The sequence below is a fragment of the Saccharopolyspora antimicrobica genome, from assembly GCF_003635025.1.
In the GTDB taxonomy this organism is placed as follows: domain Bacteria; phylum Actinomycetota; class Actinomycetes; order Mycobacteriales; family Pseudonocardiaceae; genus Saccharopolyspora; species Saccharopolyspora antimicrobica.
In genome coordinates, this window is sequence record NZ_RBXX01000002.1 from 4,082,923 (window position 1) to 4,106,122 (window position 23,200).

Annotated in this window: 22 protein-coding genes; 12 read left to right on the forward strand and 10 right to left on the reverse strand. The window is 71.7% G+C overall.

The window, feature by feature from the left end; genetic code table 11:
- The first annotated feature begins 17 nt into the window (after positions 1–17).
- Together ATL45_RS19955 and ATL45_RS19960 are read left to right on the forward strand one after the other, a co-directional pair.
- Entirely contained in the window at positions 18–1,355 is a 1,338-nt protein-coding gene (locus ATL45_RS19955) for an MFS transporter (RefSeq protein WP_093147644.1), read from the forward strand.
- The gene (locus ATL45_RS19960; protein WP_093146794.1) at positions 1,318–3,141 is read left to right on the forward strand and encodes a helix-turn-helix domain-containing protein; all 1,824 of its coding nucleotides are present in this window, start codon (positions 1,318–1,320) and stop codon (positions 3,139–3,141) included. Before ATL45_RS19955 ends, ATL45_RS19960 begins: the two co-directional genes overlap by 38 nt.
- Here the strand turns inward: ATL45_RS19960 and ATL45_RS19965 are convergent.
- From ATL45_RS19965 to ATL45_RS19975, 3 genes are all read right to left on the reverse strand, one after another.
- On the reverse strand, positions 3,138–3,455 hold the full coding sequence (locus ATL45_RS19965; RefSeq protein WP_093146793.1) for a hypothetical protein: 318 nt from the start codon (positions 3,453–3,455) through the stop codon (positions 3,138–3,140). The genes ATL45_RS19960 and ATL45_RS19965 overlap by 4 nt on opposite strands.
- Positions 3,456–3,464: 9 nt before the next feature.
- A complete protein-coding gene (locus ATL45_RS19970; protein ID WP_211841250.1) occupies positions 3,465–3,707 on the reverse strand; it encodes a gamma-glutamylcyclotransferase family protein in 243 nt (80 codons plus the stop codon).
- A 97-nt stretch (positions 3,708–3,804) separates the two neighbouring features.
- Complete coding sequence (locus tag ATL45_RS19975; RefSeq protein ID WP_121505371.1) at positions 3,805–5,115, reverse strand: 3-hydroxybutyrate oligomer hydrolase family protein; 1,311 nt, start codon at positions 5,113–5,115, stop codon at positions 3,805–3,807.
- Positions 5,116–5,295: 180 nt separating this feature from the next.
- On the opposite strand from ATL45_RS19975, the gene ATL45_RS19980 reads away from it, so the two are divergent.
- Both ATL45_RS19980 and ATL45_RS19985 read left to right on the forward strand, forming a co-directional pair.
- Complete coding sequence (locus tag ATL45_RS19980) at positions 5,296–6,258, forward strand: extracellular catalytic domain type 1 short-chain-length polyhydroxyalkanoate depolymerase (protein WP_093146792.1); 963 nt, start codon at positions 5,296–5,298, stop codon at positions 6,256–6,258.
- A 78-nt stretch (positions 6,259–6,336) separates the two neighbouring features.
- Positions 6,337–7,149 carry an alpha/beta fold hydrolase gene (locus ATL45_RS19985; protein WP_093146791.1) on the forward strand — a complete coding sequence of 271 codons (813 nt, stop codon included), beginning with the start codon at positions 6,337–6,339 and terminating at the stop codon, positions 7,147–7,149.
- Here ATL45_RS19985 and ATL45_RS38975 read toward each other — a convergent pair.
- From ATL45_RS38975 to ATL45_RS19995, 3 genes are all read right to left on the reverse strand, one after another.
- On the reverse strand, positions 7,146–7,307 hold the full coding sequence (locus tag ATL45_RS38975; RefSeq protein WP_170210285.1) for a hypothetical protein: 162 nt from the start codon (positions 7,305–7,307) through the stop codon (positions 7,146–7,148). The two genes, ATL45_RS19985 and ATL45_RS38975, sit on opposite strands and share 4 nt — an antisense overlap.
- Positions 7,308–7,412: 105 nt before the next feature.
- Positions 7,413–8,234 (reverse strand): MerR family transcriptional regulator, encoded by an 822-nt coding sequence (locus ATL45_RS19990; protein WP_093146790.1) that lies wholly within the window; start codon positions 8,232–8,234, stop codon positions 7,413–7,415.
- A 46-nt stretch (positions 8,235–8,280) separates the two neighbouring features.
- Positions 8,281–8,769: an Lrp/AsnC family transcriptional regulator gene (locus tag ATL45_RS19995; RefSeq protein ID WP_093146789.1), complete on the reverse strand. Its 489-nt coding sequence runs from the start codon at positions 8,767–8,769 to the stop codon at positions 8,281–8,283.
- A 105-nt stretch (positions 8,770–8,874) separates the two neighbouring features.
- On the opposite strand from ATL45_RS19995, the gene ATL45_RS20000 reads away from it, so the two are divergent.
- Positions 8,875–10,137 (forward strand): APC family permease, encoded by a 1,263-nt coding sequence (locus ATL45_RS20000; RefSeq protein ID WP_211841251.1) that lies wholly within the window; start codon positions 8,875–8,877, stop codon positions 10,135–10,137.
- Here the strand turns inward: ATL45_RS20000 and ATL45_RS20005 are convergent, their stop codons facing one another.
- A complete protein-coding gene (locus ATL45_RS20005) occupies positions 10,138–12,030 on the reverse strand; it encodes a coiled-coil domain-containing protein (protein WP_093146787.1) in 1,893 nt (630 codons plus the stop codon).
- A 347-nt stretch (positions 12,031–12,377) separates the two neighbouring features.
- Between ATL45_RS20005 and ATL45_RS20010 the strand changes: the two genes are divergently transcribed.
- The 3 genes from ATL45_RS20010 to ATL45_RS20020 all read left to right on the forward strand — a co-directional run bounded on the left by ATL45_RS20010 (position 12,378) and on the right by ATL45_RS20020 (position 15,986).
- The gene (locus ATL45_RS20010; protein ID WP_093146786.1) at positions 12,378–12,776 is read left to right on the forward strand and encodes an SPW repeat domain-containing protein; all 399 of its coding nucleotides are present in this window, start codon (positions 12,378–12,380) and stop codon (positions 12,774–12,776) included.
- 94 nt (positions 12,777–12,870) lie between these two features.
- The gene (locus ATL45_RS20015; RefSeq protein WP_093146785.1) at positions 12,871–13,506 is read left to right on the forward strand and encodes a TetR/AcrR family transcriptional regulator; all 636 of its coding nucleotides are present in this window, start codon (positions 12,871–12,873) and stop codon (positions 13,504–13,506) included.
- 89 nt (positions 13,507–13,595) lie between these two features.
- The gene (locus ATL45_RS20020; protein WP_246025442.1) at positions 13,596–15,986 is read left to right on the forward strand and encodes a penicillin acylase family protein; all 2,391 of its coding nucleotides are present in this window, start codon (positions 13,596–13,598) and stop codon (positions 15,984–15,986) included.
- 145 nt (positions 15,987–16,131) lie between these two features.
- Here the strand turns inward: ATL45_RS20020 and ATL45_RS20025 are convergent, their stop codons facing one another.
- Entirely contained in the window at positions 16,132–16,596 is a 465-nt protein-coding gene (locus tag ATL45_RS20025) for a carboxymuconolactone decarboxylase family protein (RefSeq protein WP_093146783.1), read from the reverse strand.
- Positions 16,597–16,675: 79 nt separating this feature from the next.
- Here ATL45_RS20025 and ATL45_RS20030 point away from each other — a divergent pair, with 79 nt between their 5' ends.
- Complete coding sequence (locus ATL45_RS20030) at positions 16,676–17,545, forward strand: sigma-70 family RNA polymerase sigma factor (RefSeq protein ID WP_093146782.1); 870 nt, start codon at positions 16,676–16,678, stop codon at positions 17,543–17,545.
- Positions 17,546–17,702: 157 nt separating this feature from the next.
- On the opposite strand, the gene mce is transcribed toward ATL45_RS20030, so the two are convergent.
- Entirely contained in the window at positions 17,703–18,149 is a 447-nt protein-coding gene (gene mce / locus ATL45_RS20035) for a methylmalonyl-CoA epimerase (protein ID WP_093146781.1), read from the reverse strand.
- Positions 18,150–18,280: 131 nt separating this feature from the next.
- Here mce and ATL45_RS20040 point away from each other — a divergent pair, with 131 nt between their 5' ends.
- The 3 genes from ATL45_RS20040 to ATL45_RS20050 all read left to right on the forward strand — a co-directional run bounded on the left by ATL45_RS20040 (position 18,281) and on the right by ATL45_RS20050 (position 21,669).
- Entirely contained in the window at positions 18,281–19,285 is a 1,005-nt protein-coding gene (locus ATL45_RS20040) for a hypothetical protein (RefSeq protein WP_093146780.1), read from the forward strand.
- 291 nt (positions 19,286–19,576) lie between these two features.
- Positions 19,577–20,764, forward strand: a complete 1,188-nt coding sequence (locus tag ATL45_RS20045; protein WP_093146779.1) for an acetyl-CoA C-acetyltransferase — start codon at positions 19,577–19,579, stop codon at positions 20,762–20,764.
- 140 nt (positions 20,765–20,904) lie between these two features.
- Positions 20,905–21,669, forward strand: coding sequence for a hypothetical protein (locus ATL45_RS20050; RefSeq protein ID WP_093146778.1), 765 nt, complete (start codon positions 20,905–20,907; stop codon positions 21,667–21,669).
- Between the two features lie 104 nt (positions 21,670–21,773).
- Here the strand turns inward: ATL45_RS20050 and ATL45_RS20055 are convergent, their stop codons facing one another.
- Positions 21,774–23,093, reverse strand: coding sequence for a DNA polymerase IV (locus tag ATL45_RS20055; RefSeq protein ID WP_093147640.1), 1,320 nt, complete (start codon positions 23,091–23,093; stop codon positions 21,774–21,776).
- Positions 23,094–23,200: the final 107 nt, after the last annotated feature.

The following is a 23,200-nucleotide window of genomic DNA, read 5'->3' on the forward strand; positions in this document are numbered from 1 at the left end:
ACGAAGGAGTGTTCGCCTTGGCCAGCAACAGACCCGGCAACGCGCGGGGCGGCTCGATCGCGCGGGTCGTCGGTGCCAGCCTGATCGGCACCACCGTGGAGTGGTACGACTTCTTCCTCTACGGCTCGGCCGCCGCGCTGGTGTTCAACCAGCTGTTCTTCCCGGAGGCCGATCCGCTCACCGGCACGCTGCTGGCCTTCACCACGTATGCGATCGGGTTCCTGGCCCGGCCGCTGGGCGGGTTGGTGTTCGGCCACTTCGGCGACCGGGTGGGCCGCAAGAAGCTGCTGGTGGTGAGCCTGCTGATGATGGGCGGCGCCACCTGCGCGATGGGGCTGCTGCCGACCTACGCCGCGGTGGGCGCGCTCGCGCCGATCCTGCTCACGCTGCTGCGCCTGGTGCAGGGCTTCGCGCTCGGCGGCGAGTGGGGCGGTGCGGTGCTGATCGTCTCCGAGCACGGTGACGACCGCCGCCGCGGGCTGTGGGCGTCGTGGCCGCAGTGCGGCGCGCCGGGCGGGAACCTGCTGGCCACCGCGGTGCTCGCGGTGCTGGCCGCGACCCAGTCCGACGAGGAGTTCCTGGCCTGGGGATGGCGGGTTCCGTTCCTGCTGTCCGGGGTGCTGGTGGTGATCGGGCTGTGGATCCGGATCGCGGTCAGCGAATCGCCGGTGTTCCTCGACGCCCAGCGCAAGGCCGAGCGGCGCAGCGAGCACGTGCCGGTGGTGGCGGTGTTCCGGGACCACTGGCGGCAGGTGCTGATCACCATCGGCTCGCGGATGGCCGAGAACGTCTCCTACTACGTGCTGACCGCGTTCATCCTGGTTTACGTGACCGGCCCGCTGGAGCTGCCGAAGTCGGTGGGGCTCAACGCGGTGCTGATCGGCTCCGCGCTGCACTTCGTGACCATCCCGCTGTGGGGCGCGCTGTCGGACCGGGTGGGCCGCAAACCGGTGTACCTGTTCGGCGCGGTGGCGATGGCGGTGTGGGGATTCGCGTTCTTCGCGCTGCTGGACACCCGTTCGCCGTGGGTGATCGTGCTGGCCACCAGCGTCGGCCTGCTGCTGCACGGCGCGATGTACGGGCCGCAGGCGGCTTTCTTCGCCGAGCAGTTCGCCACCCGGGTCCGCTACACCGGGTTGTCCGTCGGCGGGCAGCTGTCGTCGATCGCGGCGGGTGCGCTGGCGCCGATCATCGCGGTGGCGCTGCTGCAGAGCTTCGGCAGCACCGTGGCGGTTTCGGTCTACGTGCTGGCGATGTGCGCGCTGACGGTGGCGGCGGTGCTGGTGGCGCGGGAAACCGCCGGGAGTTCGCTGCACGATGACGCCACCGAGGAGCAGGCCGCGGTGCCAAGATGAGCGGGTGAACGACGACGTGGTCCAGCTGCTCGAACTGCTCGCCGGTGGCGCGAGCAGCGAGCGGCTGGCGCACGTCGCCGTCGAGAACCCGCGGCTGGCCCGGGCGAGCGCGCTGGCGTTGCGGATCCACAGCACGCTCTCCGCGCACCGCCGCCGGGAGACCGAGCTCAGCGCGCTGTTCGACACCGCCAGCGACCTGGCCCGGCTGCGCGACACCGATGCGGTGCTGCGCTCGATCGTTCGCCGGGGCCGCACCCTGCTCGGCGTGGACGTCTCGTACCTGAGCCTCAACGACGAGGCGGCGGGGCGCACCTACATGCGGGTCACCGACGGTTCGGTGTCGGCGCTGTTCCAGAAGGTCACGCTGGGCATGGGGGAGGGCTTGGGCGGGCTGGTGGCGCAGACCGCCCAGCCGTACGCGACCCGCGACTACTTCGGCGACGAGCGGTTCCGGCACACGCTGCCGATCGATTCGGCGGTCCGCGACGAAGGGCTGACCGCGATCCTGGGTGTGCCGCTGGCCCTCGGCGACCAGGTCATCGGCGTCCTCTACGCCTCGGACCGCACCCGCCGCGAGTTCACCCCGGAGGAGATCGCGCTGCTGTCGTCGCTGGCCGACCACGCCGCGATCGCGCTGGACAACGCCGCGTTGCTGGAGGAGATCAGCGAGCAGAGCGCCGCCCTGCACCGCGCGGAGGAAGCCCACGACCGGCTCATGGATCTGGTGCTGCGGGGCGCTGCGGTGCCCGAAGTGGCGGCCGCGGTGGCCGACGTCCTGCACGGCGAGATCGGCCTGTTCGACGCCGACGGCGTGGAGTTGACCAACGCCGACCCGGTGCCACCGGTGCCGTCGGCGTCGGCGGTGGCGGCCTCGCGCGCCAGCGGACGTGCCATGTCCACAGCGGACGGATGGGTGTGCGCGGTGCAGGCCGGGCCGGAACTGCTCGGCAGCATGGTGCTTTCCGGTCGCGGCGATCTGGTGGACGCCGACCGCAGGCTCTTCGAGCGCGCCGCGGTCGTCACGGCGCTGCTGCTGATGCTGCGCCGGTCGGTGGCCAAGGCCGAGGACGAAGTGCGCGGTGAGCTGCTGACGGACCTGCTCACCGCGCCCGAGCGCAATCCCGGGGCGCTGCTGGCGCGGGCCGAGCGGCTCGGCCTGGACCTGGCCCAACCGCACGCGGTGCTCATCGCCCACGCCGAGCGGGTGCCGCGCACCCGCCTGGCGGTGGCCGCCGGCCGCTGCGCGGCGCTCGCCGGGATCCACGCCGAGGAGGTCGTGCTGCTGGTCCCGGCCACCGACCCGGGCCCGCTGGCCGCCCGCACCGCCGAGACCCTGCGGTCCGCAGTGGACGGTCTGGTCACGGTGGGCGCTTCCGGCCCGGCGCACGGCCCGCAGGAGATCGCGGCGGCGCACGCCGAAGCCGCCCGCTGCCTGCGGGCGCTGCTCGCGCTCGGGCGGATCGGCGAGGGCGCGTCGATGGACGGTCTGGGATTCCTCGGTGTGCTGCTTGGCGAGCAGACCGACCTGCCCGGGTTCGTGCGGCGGACGATCGGGCCGGTGCTCGACTACGACGCCCGCCGGGGCACCGAGCTGCTCGCGACGCTGCAGGCGTACTTCGCCGCCGGTGGGAACCTCACCCGCGCCAAGGACGTGCTGCACGTGCACGTCAACACCGTCGTGCAGCGGCTGGACCGCATCGGCTCGCTGCTCGGCGCGGACTGGCAGACACCGGACCGAGCGCTGGAGATCCACCTCGCGCTGCGCCTGCACGTCTTGCAGGGCTAGTGATCGAACCGGGGGAGCCCGGCGTCGACGACCGCCCGGCGGAACTGCCCGTCCCAGGCCTGCCATGCGTCAGCGCTCAGCAGGCCGCCGACCTGGAGCCCCGATGGCTCGACCGAGGCCCACAAGTGCTGCTCGGCGTCGTCATCCGGCGCGAACCACCGCGCGATATCGGGCGATCCGGGTTGCCAGCCGGGCAGGTCCCGGTAGATCCGGCCCAGGGCAGCCCAGTCCTCGTCGGTGAACTCCGCCCAGGCCAGGCAGTAGACCCGCTCCACGACCGGATTCGCGTCAGCGTTGTCGTAGAACCATTCCATCGCCGGCCGTCAGCTGAGCGCGTAGACCCAGGCGGTCCGCCCGGAGCGCAGCGGCACCTCGACCCGGCGGTAGGCGTCGACCTCGTAGTCGTCGGCCGCGGCCAGCTGCTCATCGGTCAGCGTGAAGACCGTTCCGGGCACCTCGGCACCGGAGCTGCGGTCGGGGATGAGAGCCGGGTGAACCGCCGAGCCGCTGAGCTCGACCACCCGCGGGTCCTCGATCCGCACCTCTCCCAGGCGGTGTCCGGTCACGGCGTCGGACTCGCCGGGCACTCGCCCCCGAACACCGATCGCTGGACCTCGGGCTGGCGGAGCGTGCCGTAGGAGAAGAGCAAGTGCATGGCACAAGTCAATCAGCCGCGGCATTCCCGCTGGTCACGGGGGTGGGTGACAGGAAGGTTCCCATGCTCGCAGGAGCCGGACCGGTCCTCCGACCGCGCAGCCAGGCGTGCATCTCGTCGAACGCGTCGCGGAAGTGCGGCGCCAGCGGGCGCAGTCCGGGGAACTCGTCGACGAGGCCGTCGGTGTGGTTGCCCGCCTCGATCCGGTGGTAGCGGTGAAGGTCACCGCGTCCGGCGGCGGCCACCATCCCGGCGTAGACGTCCGAGCTGCGGCTGATCGGCAGCAGCGCGTCCAGCGTTCCGTGCAGGGTGATCAGCGGTTTGCCGATGCGCCCGGTCAGCGCGATCCGCTCGACAGCGCGGTGCACCTCGGCGGGCCGCGCGGCGTAGTCGTAGTCGGCATCGCATTCCGGCGTGCCGCTGCGGCAGAACGGGATTCCGGCCTGCCGGTCGCCGTCGAACCCGGGATCGAACTCCTCGCGGTAGATCCGCTGCGTCAGGTCCCAGTAGACGCGGTGGTGGTAGTCCCACAGGAACTGCGATCCCGGCGCGAAACCCGCGGCCAGGACGGCGTGCTCGTCACCGGCCGGGTGAGCGCGCAGCGCGGCGGGCAGGAAGGTGAGCAGGTTGTCGCGTTGCGTCCACAGCGTGCCTTCCCAGTCGACTCCGCCGTCGTAGAGCCACGGCCGGTTCTCCAGCTGCCAGCGCACCAGGTAGCCGCCGTTGGACATCCCGGCGGCGATGGTGCGCGACACCGGACGGCCGTAGTGGCGCCAGGTCGTGAGCTTGGCGGCGGTGGTCAGTTCGGTGACCCGGTGGTTCCACTCGGCCACGGCGTCGCCCGGCCGGTCGCCGTCGGTGAAGAACTCCGCGCCGGTGTTGCCCTTGTCGGTGGCGGCGAAGGCGTAGCCCGCGGCCAGCACGTGGTCGGCGATCGCCCGGTCGTTGGCGTACTGCTTGCGGTTGCCCGGTGATCCGGAGACGACCAGGCCGCCGTTCCACCGCGCGGGCAGGCGCAGCACGAACTGGGCGTCGTGGTTCCAGCCGTGGTTGGTGTTGGTCGTCGAGGTGTCCGGGAAGTAGCCGTCGATCTGCATGCCCGGCACCGCCGCCGGAGCGGGCAGGTCCGAGGCGGTCAAGCCCGCCCAGTCGGCCTGCACCGTGTGCCCCGAGGCGAGCGTGCCGGTCGTCGTCAGATCCGCCAGGCACGCCGATTCCTGGTGCACGGCACCGGGAACCCGCACGTCGGGGCCGCACCAGGGCGCGGCGGAAGCGGTCGGGACGAGCAACGCGCTGGCGAGCAGACCGGCGGACAGCAACGTGATTCCCCTGCGCACGGCGCACCTCCTGTTGTTCGCCCGGTCACGGTAGGGGCGCGGCGAGCGATCCGGACATGTGGACGTGGCACACAAATCCGCCGCCGGGAGTAGGGAAGTCCACTGTGGAGAGGGCGTCGATCGCGGGCCTACCGTGGTCCGAACCACGAGGAGGTGGTTCGGATGCGCGTGTTCTCCCTGGTCCTGGCGGTGCTGCTGGCGACGGTCGTCGCAGCACCGGCGGCTTCGGCTGCCGAACTCCGGGAAGTGACCGGATTCGGCGGCAATCCCGGCGCGCTGCGCATGTTCGAGTACGTCCCCGACGGGCTGCCGGAAGGGCGTCCGGTGGTCGTCGCCATGCACGGCTGCACCCAGGACGCCGCGGGCTACGGCACCGGCGCGGGCTGGGTGGAGCTGGCCGACAGCGCGCGGTTCACCCTCGTCCTGCCGCAGCAGGAGCAGGCCAACAACGCCAACCGCTGCTTCAACTGGTTCCAGGCCGGTGACACCGCGCGGGGCAGCGGCGAGGCCGAGTCGATCGCGCAGATGGTGCGCCGCGCCATCGCCGACACCGGCGCGGACCCGGCGCGGGTCTACGTCACCGGGTTGTCCGCGGGCGGGGCGATGACCGCTGCGCTGCTCGCCGCCTACCCGGACGTGTTCGCCGGCGGCGGTGTCGTCGCCGGTGTGCCCCACGGCTGCGCGTCGAGCATGATCGACGCCTTCACCTGCATGAACCCCGGCAAGGACAAGACGCCCGAGCAGTGGGGCGATGCGGTGCGCGGCGCGGGCTCGCACCAGGGGCCGTGGCCGACGCTGAGCATCTGGCACGGCACCGCGGACTACACCGTGGCACCGGCGAACCAACGCGAACTGGTCGAGCAGTGGACGAACGTGCACGGCATCCCGGCCACTCCGACGTCCACCGACACCATCGCGGGCTACCCGCACGAGAGCTACGCCGACAGCTCCGGGCGCACCCTCGTGGAAACCATCTCGATCACCGGGATGGGGCACGGTCAGCCGATCGATCCCGGCAGTGCTGACGGACAGTGCGGGCAGGCCGGCTCGTACCTGCTCGACGTCGACGTCTGCGCCGCCTGGCATCTCAGCAGGTCATGGGGCCTGCCTGCCGGGGTGGGCTGACAGGAAGGTTCCCATGCTCGCAAAACGCTGCCGCGCGGCCAACCCGCGTGGCAGCGTCGGGTGCGGCACGATGGAGCGGTGCACTACATCGAATCGGGTGGCGGAACGCCGCTGGTGCTACTGCATGCGTTCCCCGCAGATGCGCGGATGTGGGACCCGGCCCGCGCAGGACTGGACGACCAGGCACGGGTGATCGCCCCAGATCAGCGAGGCCTGGGCGAGAGCCCGCTGAACGGTTCGTGGGCGCGGAGCTCCGCGTCGCGCGAGAGCGCTCGGGTGCCCGAGCACCCGAGCATCGACACGGCGGCCGCCGACGTCCTCGCACTGCTCGACCGGCTTGAGCTGCCTGAGGTCGTACTAGGCGGCTGCTCGATGGGCGGCTACGTCGCGATGGGTGTGCTGCGCGCTGCGCCTAAGCGTGTTGCGGGGCTGCTGCTGGTGGACACGAAATCCGTCGCGGACAACGACGAGCAGCGCGCCAACCGTCTCAACGCGGCAGACCGTGCAGAGCGCGAAGGCACGAGCGGATGGCTAGCGGAAGGCACGCTGCCGAACGTTCTCGGACGCACTACGCGCGCGCATCGTCCAGAGGTTCTCAAGCACGTTCGGGAGTTGATCGACGCGCAGCCGCCAGAGGGCGTTGCTTGGGCGCAGCGCGCTATGGCGAACCGTCCGGACAGCACTGATGCGCTGCGGGCGTTCACCGGGCCTGCGCTGGTGGTCGTGGGCGCGGAGGACTCGCTCACGCCTCCGGAGCACGCCCGCGCACTCGCGGACGTGCTCCCAGGGGGTGAGCTCGTGACGTTGCCGGGCGCTGGGCACCTGCCGCCGCTCGAGACGCCGGACGCGTTCGCCGGTGTCGTCCGACCGTGGTTGGCCGAGCTGGGCTAGTCGTCCTTGGCGGGACGGCGCGAGTCCCGCTCGTTCGGTTTCGCCTCGCTCCGCCGCATCTCGTCCGCCATCTCGCTGGGCAGCACGAAGTACTCACCCGACTTCCGCCTGGCCCGGGCGCTGCCGTCGTCACCGGTTCGGGACTCCTGGTCCGCCATCGACGTGGTCCTTTCCGTGGGCGCACTGCCTGCACCACCCTCCGGCAGTAGAGAGGGCGGACTACTGGATCGATGACGCTCGCCCTGGCTGAGCAGCGGAAACGCCTAAGCGGGGCGGACCGGCAGCTGGATCTCGGTCACCATCCCGGCCGGGTCCTCCGGGCAGGCCAGGGTGACCTCGCGGCCGGTGTCCGCCGGTTGGCGGCCGGTGGCCTCCATCCACTGCAGCAGCGCCTGGTACGTCGGCAGGCAGTCGTCCATCGGGCCGCGGTGCACGATCGTCGCCGCCTGCGGGACCGCGGGCAGGTCCACCACGTCGAACTCCAGCGCCGGGTCCGGCTCGGCGTTGACCGGCAGCCCCGCGTGCACCGTGGTGCTCTCGCCGTCGGCGCTGTCCACGTAGTAGGCGGTCGCCGGGCCGACCGGAACCACCCCGGCACGCTCCAGCGCCGCGCACAGCTCGGCGTAGAGGCCCTGGATCACCGGGCCGATCGACTGCGGATCCATCGTCCGCGCCGTGCCCGACACCTCGGCGAGGCGCACCGCGGGCAGGGATTTCATCGTCACTTCTTCGGTCGGCATGGTTCCCTCTGCTTCGATCATCTGGAGACGCGCCCGCACGTCGGCCAGCCGGGCCGTGTCCGCCTCGATCCGGTTCTGCAGTTCGGCCTGCCGCAGCGCGAGCATGCCGCGCAGCTGCTCGGCGCCGAATCCCTCGCCGAGGATCTGCCGCACCTGCTGCAGGGTGAACCCGAGTTCCTTCAGCGCGACGATCCGGTTGAGCCGGGCGAGCTGGGCAGCGTGGTAGGCCCGGTGCCCGGTCGACCGGTCGACGCGCGCGGGTGGCAGCAGCCCGATGGCGTCGTAGTGCCGCAACATCCGGACCGACACCCGCCCGTGCCTGGCGAAATCTCCAATGCTGAACATGACACCTCCGGTTTAGGACCTGCCACCGTGTCAGGTGCAAGGGGAATCAGCGATTGCTCGCCCAGTGCTCCAGCGGCATCGGACCGCGGCTGAGCACCGTGCGGATCGCGAACGTGCTGCGCGCGTCGGTGACCGGCCCGATGGCCAGGATCTGGTCCAGCAGCACCTGCTCGTAGGAGGCGAGGCTGGGCACCACGGCCTCGACGAGGAAGTCCGCCTCGCCGGAGACGACGTAGCAGGCGACCACCGCGGGGATCGCGGTCAGCGCCGCTTCGATCTGCCGGGAGGTCTCCCGGGAGTGCTGGTCGACCTTGAGCGAGATGAAGGCGGTCAGGCCCAGGCCGAGCCGGTCCCGGTCCAGCTCGGCCCGGTAGCCGGCGATGATGCCCTCGGCCTCCAGGGCCTTGGTGCGCCGCAAGCAGGACGACGGCGACAGCGACACCGCATCGGCCAGCTCGACGTTGGCCATCCGGCCGTTGTCCTGCAGCTCGCGCAGGATGGCGCGATCCGTCCCGTCCCAGCTGTGCTCCGGCATGATCCACCTCGATTCGAGGTCGTTCGCGCACAAGATTGCGCGGAGTGGTTCTGGCGCGGTGGAGTTTGCCATCGCGTGCCGCGCCGTTTCGCACATTCTGGCGGCATGCCGAATCCCTCAGCGCAGAACATGTCGAGCGCGCGCGGCGCTGCGCTCTACATCGGGGCCCTGCTGGGCCCCAGCCTGCTGTTGCTGCCCGGACTCGCCGCCGCGCTCGCCGGGCCCGCGTCGATCGTGGCCTGGAGCGGCCTGCTGATCCTCTCCGGCCTGCTGGCCTGGGTGTTCACCAGCCTCGGCACCCGCATCCGGGGCGGGGTGGCGGAGTACGCGGCGGCGGGCCTCGGTGCGCGCGTCGGGCGTGTCGTCGGCTGGTGCTTCCTCTCCGGGGTGGTGGCGGGCGCTCCGGTGGTGTGCCTGATCGGCGGCGGCTACATCGCGGACCTGGTTGGCGGCGGGAAGCCCGCGAAGCTGGTCGCCGCTGCGGCCCTGCTCCTCACCGTGGTCGCGCTGACGCTGCGCGGGGCACGAAGCTCGACCGCCGTGCAGCTCGTGCTCGTCGCGGTGCTCGTGCTGCTGGTCGCGGTGGCGGTGATCGGCTCGGCGCCAGCCGGGCGAGCGGAGAACTGGCTGCCGTTCGCGCCGCACGGCTGGAGCTCGATCGGCGCGGCGGGATCGGTGCTGATGCTGTCGTTCGTGGGCTGGGAGGCCATCGCCCCGCTCACCGGCCGGCTGCGCGACCCGCGAACCCAGCTGCCGCGGGTAATCGGGACGGCGTTCGCGATCACCACGGTCATCTACCTTGCGCTGGCGGCGGCCACGATCTCGGTTCTGGGAACCCGCGCGCCAGGCGAGGCGCCGCTCGCCGACCTGCTGGAAGTCGCGGTCGGCGCGGCCGGGCCTGTGATCGGAACGACCGCGGCGGTCACGCTCACCCTCGCGGCGACCAACGCCTACCTGACCAGCGCGGCGGTGCTGACCGCCCAACTGCGCGGTCCGGCGAGCTCGAGCCGCGGGCTCCAGCTCGCCGTGCTCGCAGCGGGCCTGGTGCTGCTCGGCGCGGCAGCGGCGGACTTGGTGAGCACGGCGCAGCTGGTGTCGATCCCGACGACGCTGTTCCTGGTGGTGTACCTCTGCTGCACCGCGGCGAGCGTGCGAGTCCTGAGTGGACCGGTTCGCGCGGCCGCGGCGGTGGCGTGCGCAGCGGTGCTCGGAGTGCTGGCCTTCAGCGGATGGGCGCTGCTGGTGGCATCGGCGGTTGCGATCAGGGCCGCCGTCGCGCCGGAACGGCGGTTGGCGCCGGTCGGTGGAGCAGCGCCGGAATGGATTCGGAGCTCCGCCCGGGAGCTCCGAATCCGGAAACGTCGCTGATCAGCGGCGCTGCTGGCCGCCGGTCGGCTGGGAGCGCTGGCCGTTCTTGGCGTTCTTCTCCGGGACCGGCAGCTGGATCCGCCGGGTCGGCTCGTCGTGGGAGCCGGACGAGCTCTGGGCGCTGGACGAACCCTGGGCGCTGGACGAACCACCCTGCGAGCCGGGCTGCGGCTTCGCGCCCCGGACCAGGTCGCGGTGGATCTGCTCCGTCGGCCCGTCGTCCGCGGCTTCGCCGCCCCCCGGCTTACCGCTCTGCGCCTTCGGCTTCGCCTGCTGCGCAGGCTTTTCCGGCTTCGCCTGCCCCGCCGGCTTCGCCTGCTGCTGCGCAGGCTTCGCCTCCGGCTTCGCGGGGTTCGCCTGCTTCGCAGGCTCGCCCGCGGCCTGCGGCGACTTCGTCGCCTCGGCCTTCGCCCCCGGCTTCGGGCTCTCGCCCGTCGCGGGCTTCGCCGCTTCGCCCTTCGCTGCCGCTTCGGGCTTCGCGTTGACCTCGCGGCTGTCCTGGGCCAGCGCTTCTTCGGCGTCCTTGCGGGCTTGTTCGCGGGCTTCGGCCGCCGCTTCGCGGAGCTTCTCCTCTTCGGCGTCCTCCTGGTCGAGGCGTTCGAGGAGGGGCGTGGTCTGGCCGAGCATCTCGGCCGCGTCGCGGAGCTTCTTGGCCACCGCGTCGCGGAGCTGGGTCAGCGAGTGGACGTGCTCGTCGGCGTTGGCGAGGCGGCGCTGGACCTCTTCGGTGGTCGAGCCGAGGCGGATGCGGGCGTCTTCGCGGGCCGCGGTGACCAGGCGCTTGCTCTCGCGGGTGGCGTCGTCGATGAGGCGGGTGGCCTCGTCGGTGCACTCGCGGACCATGCGCTCGGACTTCTCGGTCGCTTCGCGGACGAGCCGCTCCGCTTCCTGCTTGGATTCCCGGATCCGCTTCTCCGCGGCCTCGGTGCTCTCGCGCTCCAGCTTCGCTGCGGCTTCCTTGCTCTCGCGCTCGCGCTTCTCCGCGGCCTCGATGCTTTCGCGCTCGCGCTTGGCGGCGGCTTCGGTGCTCTCACGCTCCAGCTTGGCGGCGGCTTCCTTGCTCTCGCGTTCGCGCTTGTTGGCCGCCTCGGTGGATTCGCGGGTGAGCTTCTCCGCCTTCGCGGTGGCCTCGCTGACCATCTGGTTGGACTGGTCGGTGGCTTCGCGGACCCGGCGGTGGGCCTCGTTGGTGCCTTCGCGCAGGCGGCGGTTGGCCTCGTCGGTGGCCTCGCGGACGCGGCGCTCGGCTTCGGACTTGCTGGTGGCCTCCTGCTCGGCCAGCGTGCGCATGGATTCGCTGCGGCGCGCGGCCATCGCGATCTCGAAGTCCTCTTCGACCTGCGCGCGGCGGGCCTCGGACTCCTTGTCGGCGCGCTTGCGGTTCTCCTCGGCCTCGCGGGTGATCCGCTCGGCTTCGGACTTGGCCTTGTCCATCAGCGCGCGGTGCTCGGTCTCCATCTCGGAGCGCCGGCTGTTCACCTCGGCGAGCAGCCGCTCGTAGCGGGTGCGCAGGTTGGTGGCCTCGGCCTCGGAGCGCGCGCGGATCTGGGCCGCGTCGTTCTCGGCGCGGCCGCGGATCTCGTTGGCCTCGTCCTGGGCCAGCCGCAGCATCCGCTGCAGGCGCTCGCTGAGGCCTTCCAGCGTTGTCGGCGGCTTGGCCAGCCGGTCGACCTGGCCGCGCAGGTTCTCGATCTCGGAGCGGGCCGACTCCAGCTGCTTGGACAGGTCGTTGGCCTGGGAGACGGCGGCATCGCGATCCGCGCTCAGGATGCGGATGTCGGCGTCGAGCCGCTCCAGGTGCTCATCGACCTGGGCGCGGTCGTAACCGTTCTTGCGAACGAGGTCGAAGCCCGATCCAAGAGGTAGCAAGTCGCGGTCGTCGGCAAGGCCCATGACCACCAAGCTACCTGGAAGACGACGTTGTTGTGGGAGGTGTGGCACGTATCAGCCGGATTTTCCGCACCGCCCGGACGACCCCGGCGCCCAACTCCCAACCCCGCCCACCGAAAGCTCCGCCACCTGGCCGAACGCGACCGGCACCGTGACGAACCAGACAAACCGAGGGCGCCGGGCCGATCGCGTCCGCCGAACTCTCCTGGTCGCCCGGCCGGAGCCGCCGCGCGGGCGGCCGCCGGAGTTCCGCTGCTCACACCGCCGGGCGAACCGGCCGGCCGGAACCGCCGTGCACGACTTGACCGGCTGGCCAACCAAGCGTGCAATGGAGTTGTTGGTCGTGCTCAGTGGAGGTGATCGACGTGGCCGACAGGTCTAGCGGTTCTACTGCGAAGCCGTGGGTTCGCTGGCAGGACTGGGCTGCCGTGGTGCTGGGCGCCTACTTGATCATCGGAACCCTGTGGACGCCGACGAACGGGTCGGCGATGTCCGCGATGATCGTGCTGGGCGCGCTGCTGGTGCTGGCCAGCGTGTGGTCGCTGGCCATGCCCGGGTCGATGACCAGCGAGTACTGCCACATGCTGCTCGGTGCGCTGCTGTTCATCTCGCCGTGGGTCCTCGGATACACCTCGCTCATGGGTGCCTCGTGGACCTCGTGGATCGTCGGCGTGCTGGCGGTGCTCGCCGGTGCGGCCGCGCTGCCGGAGGCCAATGCCGCACACCGCGGCATCGCCGGCCAGCACTGACGGCGGCGCGCACAGGTGCCGAGTGCGCGCGGCCCGGGGGTAACGTCCGGGCCGCGCGCTCCGGCGGGTGCGAAGGCGGCGGGAGGACGGGTTGATGGCGCAGGCTCGCGGGACCGGTTCGCGGGGGTCCACTTCGGACTCCGGGCGGCCGGGTGCGTCCGCGCGGGAGCGGATCCTGGCGGCGGCTGGCGAGCTGTTCGCCGAGCACGGTTTCGAGGCCACTCCGACGTCGCGGATCGCGGAGCGGGCCGAGGTGCCCAAGGGGCTCATCCACTACTACTTCCGCCGCAAGCAGGACCTGCTGACCGCGCTGGTCGACCGGCTGCCCGAGGACCCCGTGCTCTCCGAGCGGGTGGTGGTGCGCGGCGACGTCGCGGGTAGCCTGCGCAGGCTGGTGCGCGAGCTGGACGCCCGGTTGGAGGCATCGCCGCTGCTCAGTCATTTGCTGTGGCGGGAGGCGGACACGCACATCGCGGTGCGGGAGGCGCTGCAGCAGCGGTTCCGGCACGTGGTCGAGCAGATCCGCGGGGTGATCGAGCTGGCGCTGCCGCCGGGGCGGATCAGCGGTGATGTCGACACCGCCGCGCTGCTGCTGGCGCGAGTGGTCAACCACCGGCATTCGCTCGTCAGGCACGGCGCGCACGACGACGAGCTGGATCGCGAGATCGGGTTCATCGCCCGCGCGCTGGAATCGGGGATCGGCAAGCCCCGGAAGATCAAACCCGCCTGAGCACCACATATCTGAAGCCTCTTCAGTCTTGTGAAAGGGTCGTTGCGCGCGCTAAAAACTCCTGCAGTCGGTCGATGCGGGAGGTTGCGGTGGGCGTTGGTCAGGTGCGGTTCTCCCGACGGCAAGGACTGGTGGCCACCGCGGCCGGGATCGCGGGAGCGGGTGTGCTGACCGCCGGCTCCGGTGCCGACGCGGCGCCCGATCCGGTGAAGTACCCGGTGCGGGGCCTGCGGGAACCGGTCGAGCTGATCGAGGACCGCTACGGGGTCCCGCACATCTACGCCCGCAACGAGGACGACGTCTTCCTCGCGCAGGGCTTCAACGCCGCCCGCGAGCGGTTGTTCCAGATCGACCTGTGGCGGCGCCGCGGCCTCGGGAAGCTCGCCGAAGTGCTGGGCCCCGACCACGTGCCGCAGGACCGCGCCACCCGGTTGTTCCTGTACCGGGGCGACATGGACGTGGAGTGGGCGCGCTACTCCGAGGACGCGCAGCGCATCGCGACCCGGTTCACCGCGGGCATCAACGCCTACCTCGACTGGCTGGACGAGCACCCCGATCAGCTGCCCGAGGAGTTCGGCATCCTCGGCTACCGGCCGGCCCGGTGGGAGCCGGAGGACGTGGTGCGCATCCGCAGCCACGGGCTGACCCGCAACCTGACCAGCGAGGTCAAGCGCGCCCAGGTCGCCTGCGCAGCCGGGGTGGACGCCGACCAGATCCGGCAGGGCCTGCAGCCGGAGCACCGGGCGGTGGTGCCCGAGGGCTTCGACCCGTGCGCGCTGCCCGAGGACGTCCTGGAGGTCTTCGACCTGGCCACCCAGCAGGTGGAGTTCGCCGAGGGCCGGGTCCGCAAGGCGGTGGTCCGCGATCCGGCGACCGAGGGCAGCAACAACTGGGTGATCAGCGGCGCGCGCACCGCCACCGGGCGGCCGATCCTGGCCAACGACCCGCACCGCGCCTACTCGGCGCCCTCGCTGCGCTACCTGGCGCACCTGTCCGCGCCGGGCCTCGACGTGATCGGCGCGGGGGAGCCGGCGCTGCCGGGAATCTCCATCGGGCACAACGGAACCGTCGCCTTCGGGCTGACCATCTTCCCGATGGACCAGGAGGACCTCTACGTCTACGAGCTGGATCCGGCCGATCGCCGCCGCTACCGCTACCAGGGCGGATGGGAGTCGATGTCGGTGCTGCGCGAGGAGGTCGAGGTGCGCGGGGAGGCCGCGCGCACCGTCGAGCTGGCCTTCACCCGGCACGGCCCGGTGATCCACGTCGACGAGCAGCGCAACCTCGGCTACGCGGTGCGCACCGGGTGGCTGGAACCGGGCATGTCGCCGTACTTCGGCAGCGTCGCCTACATGCGGGCGCGCAACTTCGCCGAGTTCACCCGCGCGATGCGCAACTGGGGCGCGCCGACGGAGAACCAGGTGTACGCCGACGTCGAGGGCAACATCGGGTGGGTGCCGGGCGGCCTGGCGCCCAAGCGGGTCGGCTACGACGGGCTGCTGCCGGTGCCCGGTGACGGCCGCTACGAGTGGAACGGCTTCCACTCCGGCGACGACCTGCCGCGCAGCCTGAACCCGGAAGCCGGGTTCATCGCCACCGCCAACCAGTTCAACCTGCCGCCGGAGCACCAGGGCCTCGGGCTGGGCTACGAGTGGACGAACCCGTTCCGGCACCAGCGGATCGTCGAAGTGCTGTCCCGGCAGCACCGGCACACCATCGCCGACTCGCAGGCGCTGCAGAACGACCAGCTGTCCATCCCGGCCCGCAGGCTGATCGCCCTGCTGTCCGAAGTGGACAGCGGCGAGTCCGACCTGCGCCGCGCGCTGCGGCTGCTGCGCGGCTGGGACGCGGTGGAATCACCGGGTTCCGGCCCGGCGGCGCTGTTCGAGGTGTGGTTGTCCAAGCACCTCGGGCCGGGGTTCGTGCGGGCCGCGGTGCCGGAAGCCGCCGGGATCATCGCCGACGCCGACACCCTGGTGATGCTCGGCGAGCTGGAGAACCCGGGCAGGTGGCTGCCGGACTTGGCGGCCCGCGACCGCCTGCTGCTGGACACGCTGCGCACGGCCTACGCGGAGGTGCGGGAACGGCTGGGGCGCGGTGAGGGCTCCTGGCAGTGGGGGAAGCTGCAGCACAGCTTCTTCCCGCACCCGGCCTCGGCGGCGTTCGGCGAAGCCGAGCGGGCCCGCTTCGACGTCGGCCCGCTGCCGCGCGGCGGCTCCGCCGACACCGTCAACCAGTCCTCCTACCGGACCAGCGACTTCCGGCAGCTCAACGGCCCGTCGTTCCGGATGGTGCTGGACGTGGGCGACTGGGACTCGTCGGTCGCGGTGAACACGCCCGGCCAGTCCGGCGACCCGAACAGCCCGCACTACCGGGACCTGGCCGAGCGGTGGCGGACCGGGAAGTACTTCCCGCTGGCCTACAGCAGGCAAGCGGTGGAGCGCATCGCCGAGCGCCGCATGCTGCTGCTGCCCGCCTGAGAGCACTGTGGTCATACATCAGGAGGAGCACCCGCAGTCCAGGGAAGCACTCAGGTTCCGCTAGGCGACCAGCCAAGCAACGCAACCACGAAATCTGTGGCGGTTGTGAGCGGCGATGGTTCGCGACCATCGCCGCTCACTCGGGTCATTCCCAGCTGGGCCGGTCGGCGCGCTCCCGGATCGGGACGTTGATCCGGTTGAACAGGTTGATCGTGCCGATCATCAGCAGGATCGCGGAGAGCTGCTGCTCGTCGTAGTGCTCGACCACCGCCTCCCACAGCTCGTCCGGGACCGCCTCCTCGGAGCGGTCGGAGAGCCGGGTGATGGCCTCGGCCAGCTGCAGCGCTGCGCGTTCGGCGTCGGTGAAGAACGGGGCTTCCCGCCACGCGGCCACGGTGGCCAGCCGCTCGTCGGTCTCCCCGGCCTTGCGGGCTTCGCGCTGGTGGCCGACCAGGCAGGGGGCGCAGCCGTTGAGCTGGCTGACCCGCAGTCCGATCAGCTCCAGCGTCGGCTGCGGCACGCCACCGGACTTCGTCGCCTTCAGCAGGCGCTGGATGCCGGTCATCGCCTCGGGCATGATCATCGCGGGGTTCTTCATCCGGGGTTGCACGTCGCCTCCAGGGTTGTGTCACACCGGCCCGGTTCCGCCGGTCATAGCTGTGACCCCGCGCGACGGAGGAATGTGACCGATGGACGAGAAATTCCTGGCCGAGCAGTTCGAAACCCACCGCACGCGGCTGCGGGCGGTGGCCTACCGGATGCTGGGCTCGCTGAGCGAGGCCGACGACGCGGTGCAGGAGGCGTGGCTGCGGCTGAGCAGGTCCGACGGCGATGAGATCGGCAACCTCGGTGGCTGGCTGACCACCGTCGTCGGCCGGGTGTGCCTGAACATGCTCCGCTCCCGCGCTGGGCGCCGCGAGGAACCTCTGGAGACCCGCGTGCCGGACCCGCTGGTGACCGGCGTCGACACCGTCGATCCCGAGCAGGAGGTGCTGCTCGCGGATTCGGTGGGGCTGGCGCTGCTGGTGGTGCTCGAAACGCTGGCCCCGCCGGAACGGCTCGCGTTCGTGCTGCACGACCTGTTCGCGATGCCCTTCGACGAGATCGCGCCCATCGTCGGCCGCACTCCGGCCGCAACGCGTCAGCTCGCCAGCCGCGCCCGTCGCCGGGTCCGGGGCGTTCCGGCGCCCGACCCGGACCTGGCGCGGCAGCGGGAGGTCGTCGATGCCTTCATCGACGCGGCGCGCGGTGGTGATCTGGCCGGGCTGGTCGCGGTGCTGGACCCGGACGTGGTGGTGCGCTCCGATCCCGGCGGCCAGCGCCCGGGAACCCTGCGGCGCGGCCTGGCCGAGGTGGCCCGGGGCGCGACGCTCTTCGCCACGTTCGCCGAAGAGCTGCGGCCGGTGCTGGTCAACGGTGCTGCCGGAGCGGTCGCGATCGTCGGCGGTCAGGTGGTGTCGGTGGCGGCGTTCACCGTCGCGGGCGGCAAGGTCGTCGCGCTGGACATCCTCGCCGACCCCGAACGGCTGAGCCGGCTGGACCTCTCGTTCCTGGAGTGAGCCCGCAGCGCGCTTCGCGTGGGTGGTCGCTCGGCGGAACCCGAGTGCGGATGCCCCTCCTGGTGCATGCCTGATACCCGTCCGCGCCGGGAAACCCACCAGCGGTCACCCTGCGTGCGCTCTCAAAGCGGCTGTCACCCGAAGGCGATCAGTGTCCTCAGTGGACTTCGGCGGGCTCCACGAGTTCGACCAGCACACCGCCGGCGTCCTTGGGGTGCACGAAGTTGATCCTGCTGTTCGCGGTGCCGCGACGCGGCTCGTCGTAGAGCAGCCGGAGGCCCTTGGCGCGCAGCGCGGACATGGCGGCCTCGACGTCGGTCACCCGGAACGCGAGCTGCTGCAGGCCGGGGCCGCTGCGGTCCAGGAACTTCGCGATCGCCGAGTCCGGCCGCAGCGGCGCGAGCAGTTGCAGCTGCGTCGCGCCCGTCGCGTCACCCGGAGCCCGCAGCATCGCCTCGTGCACGCCCTGCTCCTCGTTGACCTCGGAGTGGGTGACTTCCAGGCCGAAGGTCTCCCGGTGGAAGGCGATCGCCGCCTCCAGGTCCGGGACCGCGATGCCCACGTGGTCCACCGCGGTGACCAGGCCGTTGAGTTCTGCTCGCATGCCCGCACCCTAGCCGCGCGCGAGGGCCTGGGAAAAGCGTGGAAAACGGAAGATCGAATTGCCCCGATGGGCGGAGTCGGGTGACCTTGCTTCGCACGAACATGTGGCTGATTCACATGAGAGGGGCGCGCATGGAAAGAAGGCAACGTGGACCGGCCCGCAGATCCGCAGTGCTGCTGGCCTCCGTCGGACTGGTGCTGGGACTCGGCGCACCGGCCCTGGCCGTCGGCGGCGACGGCGTGCCCAGCGGCGGGGGAGGCGACAACCCGACGGCCGACGACCTGCGCCGCGAACGGGCCTGGGTCCGCCTCGGCGACCTGAAGTTCGGCGCGGAACCCTACGAAGCGGTGAGCGCGGCCGCCGCCGAGGCGGCGGGGAAGGCGTCCTGCGAGATCAGCGCGGCCGACGCCACCAACCTGGTGCTCTCCCCGACCTGGCCGGAGGTCTCCGGCTCCGGCGACTCGCCATCCCCGATGACGCTGTCCCGCTACGACGACCAGACCTCCCTGGCCGACCCCGAGCAGCGGGCCAAGGGACTGTTCTTCAACCCCGGCGTCGGGATCTGGCAGCTCGACTCGGCAGGCCTCGGCGCGGACGAGACCGCGGCGACGGCCATCGACTCGGTCGGTGCGGCCGGGAAGATGGCCCCGTACATGGTCGGCAAGTACTGCAAGGCGGTCGACGGCGGCGCCACCGCGGCGCAGGCCCGGGCGACCGCGTGGAAGGACTGGCACGCCTGCGACCAGGGCGCCTGCGAATCGATCTACCAGCGGCTGAAGACCGACGGCGTGGTCAAGGACGCCACCGTCGACCGCTACGGCGGAGCCGAGATGCGCAGCTGCACCTACGAGGGCGCCGAGTACGACTGCCTGTACGTCGACCCGGCCGCCGCGCAGGGCGAGGACGCCTGGACCGTGCCGGACTACGGCCCCGCGCCGGTCCCGGACCCGTTCTACGTCTTCACCTACACCAAGTCCGGCACGGACTACGAAGTCCGCTACTGGCTCAAGAGCGACTCCGGCGCGTCCACCGACGTGTCGGCCTCCCGCGAACTCGGCGTCAACGCGCGCACGAAGCTCTACTGGGAAGCCGAATCCGGGCTCTGCGACACGACGACCGGTTCCGGCAACTGCTGAGGTGGTTGATTCCTTGCTCGTTTTGCGTGGCGGTGCCGGTAGCGGAACCTCAGATGAGTTCCGCGGACCATCGCGCTCGCCCGGCGGGACTGCTCGCCGGGCGAGCGCGTCCTGCGTTCTGGCACTCCAGGCTGCGGGTGGTGCGAGCATGGGAACCTTCCTGTCACGCCACCCGTATGGCAGTCGTCACAGGCGGCACGGGGTGCCATCGCGGGTATGGTCCCGGTGGTGTGCGCCGGGTCATGATGGTGGTGCGGCGCGACGAGGCGTGGCGGAGACCGGGAGGTAGTCGTGAGCAGTTCGGTGATCGTCGCTGGTGCGCGGACCCCGATGGGGCGACTGCTGGGGTCGCTCAAGGACTTCTCCGGCGCCCAGCTCGGCGGCTTCGCGATCAAGGCCGCGCTGGAGCGCGCCGGCGTCCGCCCCGACCAGGTCCAGTACACGATCATGGGGCAGGTGCTGACCGCGGGCGCCGGGCAGATCCCCGCGCGGCAGGCCGCGGTCGCCGCCGGGATCCCGATGGACGTGCCCGCGCTGACCATCAACAAGGTGTGCCTGTCCGGCCTGGACGCGGTCGCGCTGGCCGACCAGCTGATCCGCGCCGGTGAGTTCGACGTCGTGGTGGCGGGCGGGCAGGAGTCGATGACCCAGGCCCCGCACCTGCTGACCGGGTCTCGCGAGGGCTTCAAGTACGGCGACGTGCAGATGCTCGACCACATGGCCTACGACGGCCTGTTCTGCGCGTTCGACCAGGTGGCGATGGGTGTGTCCACCGAGAAGCACAACGCCCGCCACGCGGTGACCCGCGAGGAGCAGGACGCGTTCTCGGCCCGCTCGCACCAGCGCGCGGCCGCCGCGGCCGAGAAGGGGATCTTCGCCGAGGAGATCGTCCCGGTGGAGGTGCCGCGCCGCAAGGGCGACCCGGTGGTCGTCGACACCGACGAGGGCGTCCGCCCCGACACCACCGCCGAGTCCCTGGCCAAGCTGCGCCCGGCGTTCGCCCCCGACGGCACCATCACGGCCGGTTCGGCGTCGCAGATCTCCGACGGCGCGGCGGCGGTCGTGGTGATGAGCAAGGCCAAGGCCGAAGAGCTGGGCCTGAGCTGGATCGCCGAGATCGGCGCGCACGGCGTCGTCGCCGGCCCGGACGCCAGCCTGCACGAGCAGCCCTCCAACGCGATCAAGGCCGCCTGCGCCAAGGCCGGCATCGACGCCGCGGAGCTGGACCTGGTGGAGATCAACGAGGCGTTCGCCGCGGTGGGCATCGTGTCCGCCCGCGCGCTGGGCCTCGACGAGGAGAAGGTCAACGTCAACGGCGGGGCGATCGCCCTCGGCCACCCGATCGGCATGTCCGGCGCGCGACTGGCGCTGCACCTGGCGCTGGAGCTCAAGCGCCGCGGTGGTGGCACTGGCGCGGCCGCGCTGTGCGGCGGCGGCGGTCAGGGCGACGCCCTGATCCTCAAGGTGCCGACGGCCTGACGAACTCGTTCTGCGCGGCGGTGCGGGTCGAGGCCGGCCTGCACCGCCGCTGGCGAGAACCCTGAGATCTCCCGGAGGAGAACCCCGAAATCCGCCAGGAACCATGATCGACTAGATCGGCCGGGGCTACCCTGGACGGCATGAAGTGGCTTCCAGGCGGATGGGATCGTGCCGATCGGGTCGACAACCGGGAGCGGCGGACAGTGCCTGCCGGCCAGATCGTCGGACGTGGCACCGCCCGGTACACCTCGGAGCGCCCCGAGATGCAGGAACCGGCCACGCGGGTGCAGCTGGGCGCCGGGCACCGGCCCGTCGTCCTCGGCGCCGAGGCGCAGGACGTCGACGTCAGCGCCAGCAGCTTCCGGACCCTGCTCATCGGCGGTGGCATCAGCGGGCTGTTCACCGTGCTGATCGCGGCGACGCTGGTGAACAAGGGCAGCAGCGTCGGCCTGTGGATCTGGCAGCTCGTCTTCGGCGTGATCTTCCTGTGGTTCATCAACGGCTCCCGCGGCATGTTCAGCGGCCGCGGCTTCCTGCTCGACCGCAGCGGCTTCTACGTGCGCACCTACGGCCAGGTCTTCGGCGTGCCCTGGGACGAGATCAAGGCCGCAGGCATCGGTGCGCTGCCCTGGATCGAGAACCGCCGCCCGGTCTCGCCCGAGCGCCGCAAAGCGCTGGAGATCTACCCTGCCGACCCGGGCTTCGCCGCGCGACACCCGGAGCTGGAGCGCTGGCGGGTGACCGAACCGGCGTCGATGCCCGGCATGCCGGGCGAGCGCTACCGCTTCCACCTGCCGCCGTTCAGCCGGGTGCCGAAGACCCTGGAGGCAGCGGTGCAGGACATCGCCCCGCAGAAGTGGGTCGGCCACTACCGCCGCCAGCTGCCGAAACCGCAGCAGGACTGAACCTCCTACGAGCTCGTTCTACTCGCGGCGGTGCAAGCTGCGAGGGTTGGCTGAACGCCTCCGGCGTTTCAAAGACCGAGCCCGCGCTCAAGGACGGTTGCAGGTCACCAGCCGAGGCTGTCCGCCGGGTCCGCCGCGCTCAGCAGCGGGTCGTCGATGGCGAACGTCTTGGCCACCCCGCGCCCGGTGGCCGCGGTCTCGAACCGCACCGTGACGCGGCCGTGCCCGGCGCCCTGCACCCAGCCGTGCCCGAACTCCGCGTGCGCCACGTCGTCACCGGCCCGCCACTGCCGCACCTCCGGCTCCGGGGCCGGCCGGGACACCGGCTGCGGCGCGGGTTCCGCCGGATCGTGCTCGTCGGCGGGGTTGCCGAACAGCGGCTCCTGCTCGGAGGTCGCCAGCCCCGAGTAGGACACCCCGACCAGCCGCACCGGCGTCCCGGGCGGCACCGCTATCGGCAGCAGCCGCCGTGCCGCGGCCGAGAGCGCGCCGAAATCGCTGGTCGCCGAGGTGAAGGTCTCGGCGCGGCTGATGGTGGTGAAGTCGGAGTCGCGAACCTTGATCGTCACCGTGCGCGCGGCCCGGCCCGAGGACACCAGCCTGCGGTGCGCCGACTCGGCGACCCCGAGCACCTCCGACTGCAGCTCGGCCCGATCGGTGATGTCGACGTCGAAGGTGGTCTCGGCGCTGACCTGCTTGGCCTCGGCCCGCTCCGCCACCGGCCGCTCGTCGATGCCGTGCGCGAGCCGGTGCAGCTCGGTGCCGTGCGCCTGCCCCAGCAGCGAAACCACATCACCGAGGTGCAGATCGGCGAGCTCACCGATCGTGTGCACCCCGATGCGGTGCAGCTTGGACTCGGTCACCGGGCCGATGCCCCACATCTTGCGCACCGGTAGCGCGGACAGCAGCTCCAGCTGCTCCTCGGCGGGCACCACCAGCATCCCGTCCGGCTTGGCCAGGTCGGAAGCGATCTTGGCGAGCTGCTTGCCCGGCCCGGCGCCGATCGACGCGGTGACCCCGACCTCGCGCTGCACCCGGGCGCGCAGCTGGGCGGCGAAGTGCTCGACGCGTTCGGTCGGCGCGTCGGCCAGCTCGGCGGGCTCCAGGAACGCCTCGTCCACCGACACCTGCTCGACGACGTCGGACACCTCCCGCACGATGCCCAGCACCCGCTGGCTGACCAGCTGGTAGGCGCGGAACCGCGGCGGCAGCACCACCGCCACCGGGCAGCGGCGCCGGGCCTCGGCCATCGACATCGCCGAGCGCGCCCCGTACTCGCGCGCCTCGTAGCTGGCACCGGCCACGGTGCCGCGCGGGCCGAGCCCGCCGACGAGCACCGGACGGCCCCGGATGGTGGGACGGGTCAGCTGCTCCACGGATGCGAAGAACGCATCCATGTCCATGTGCAGCACCCACCTCCGCATGGCGACCATTCAACGGGATCGCCCCGACAGCCGCCGACGCAGCCGGGACGGAGGTGCGAGCATGGGAACTTTCCTGTCACCGACCCCCGCGCCGGGCCGCTGCGAGG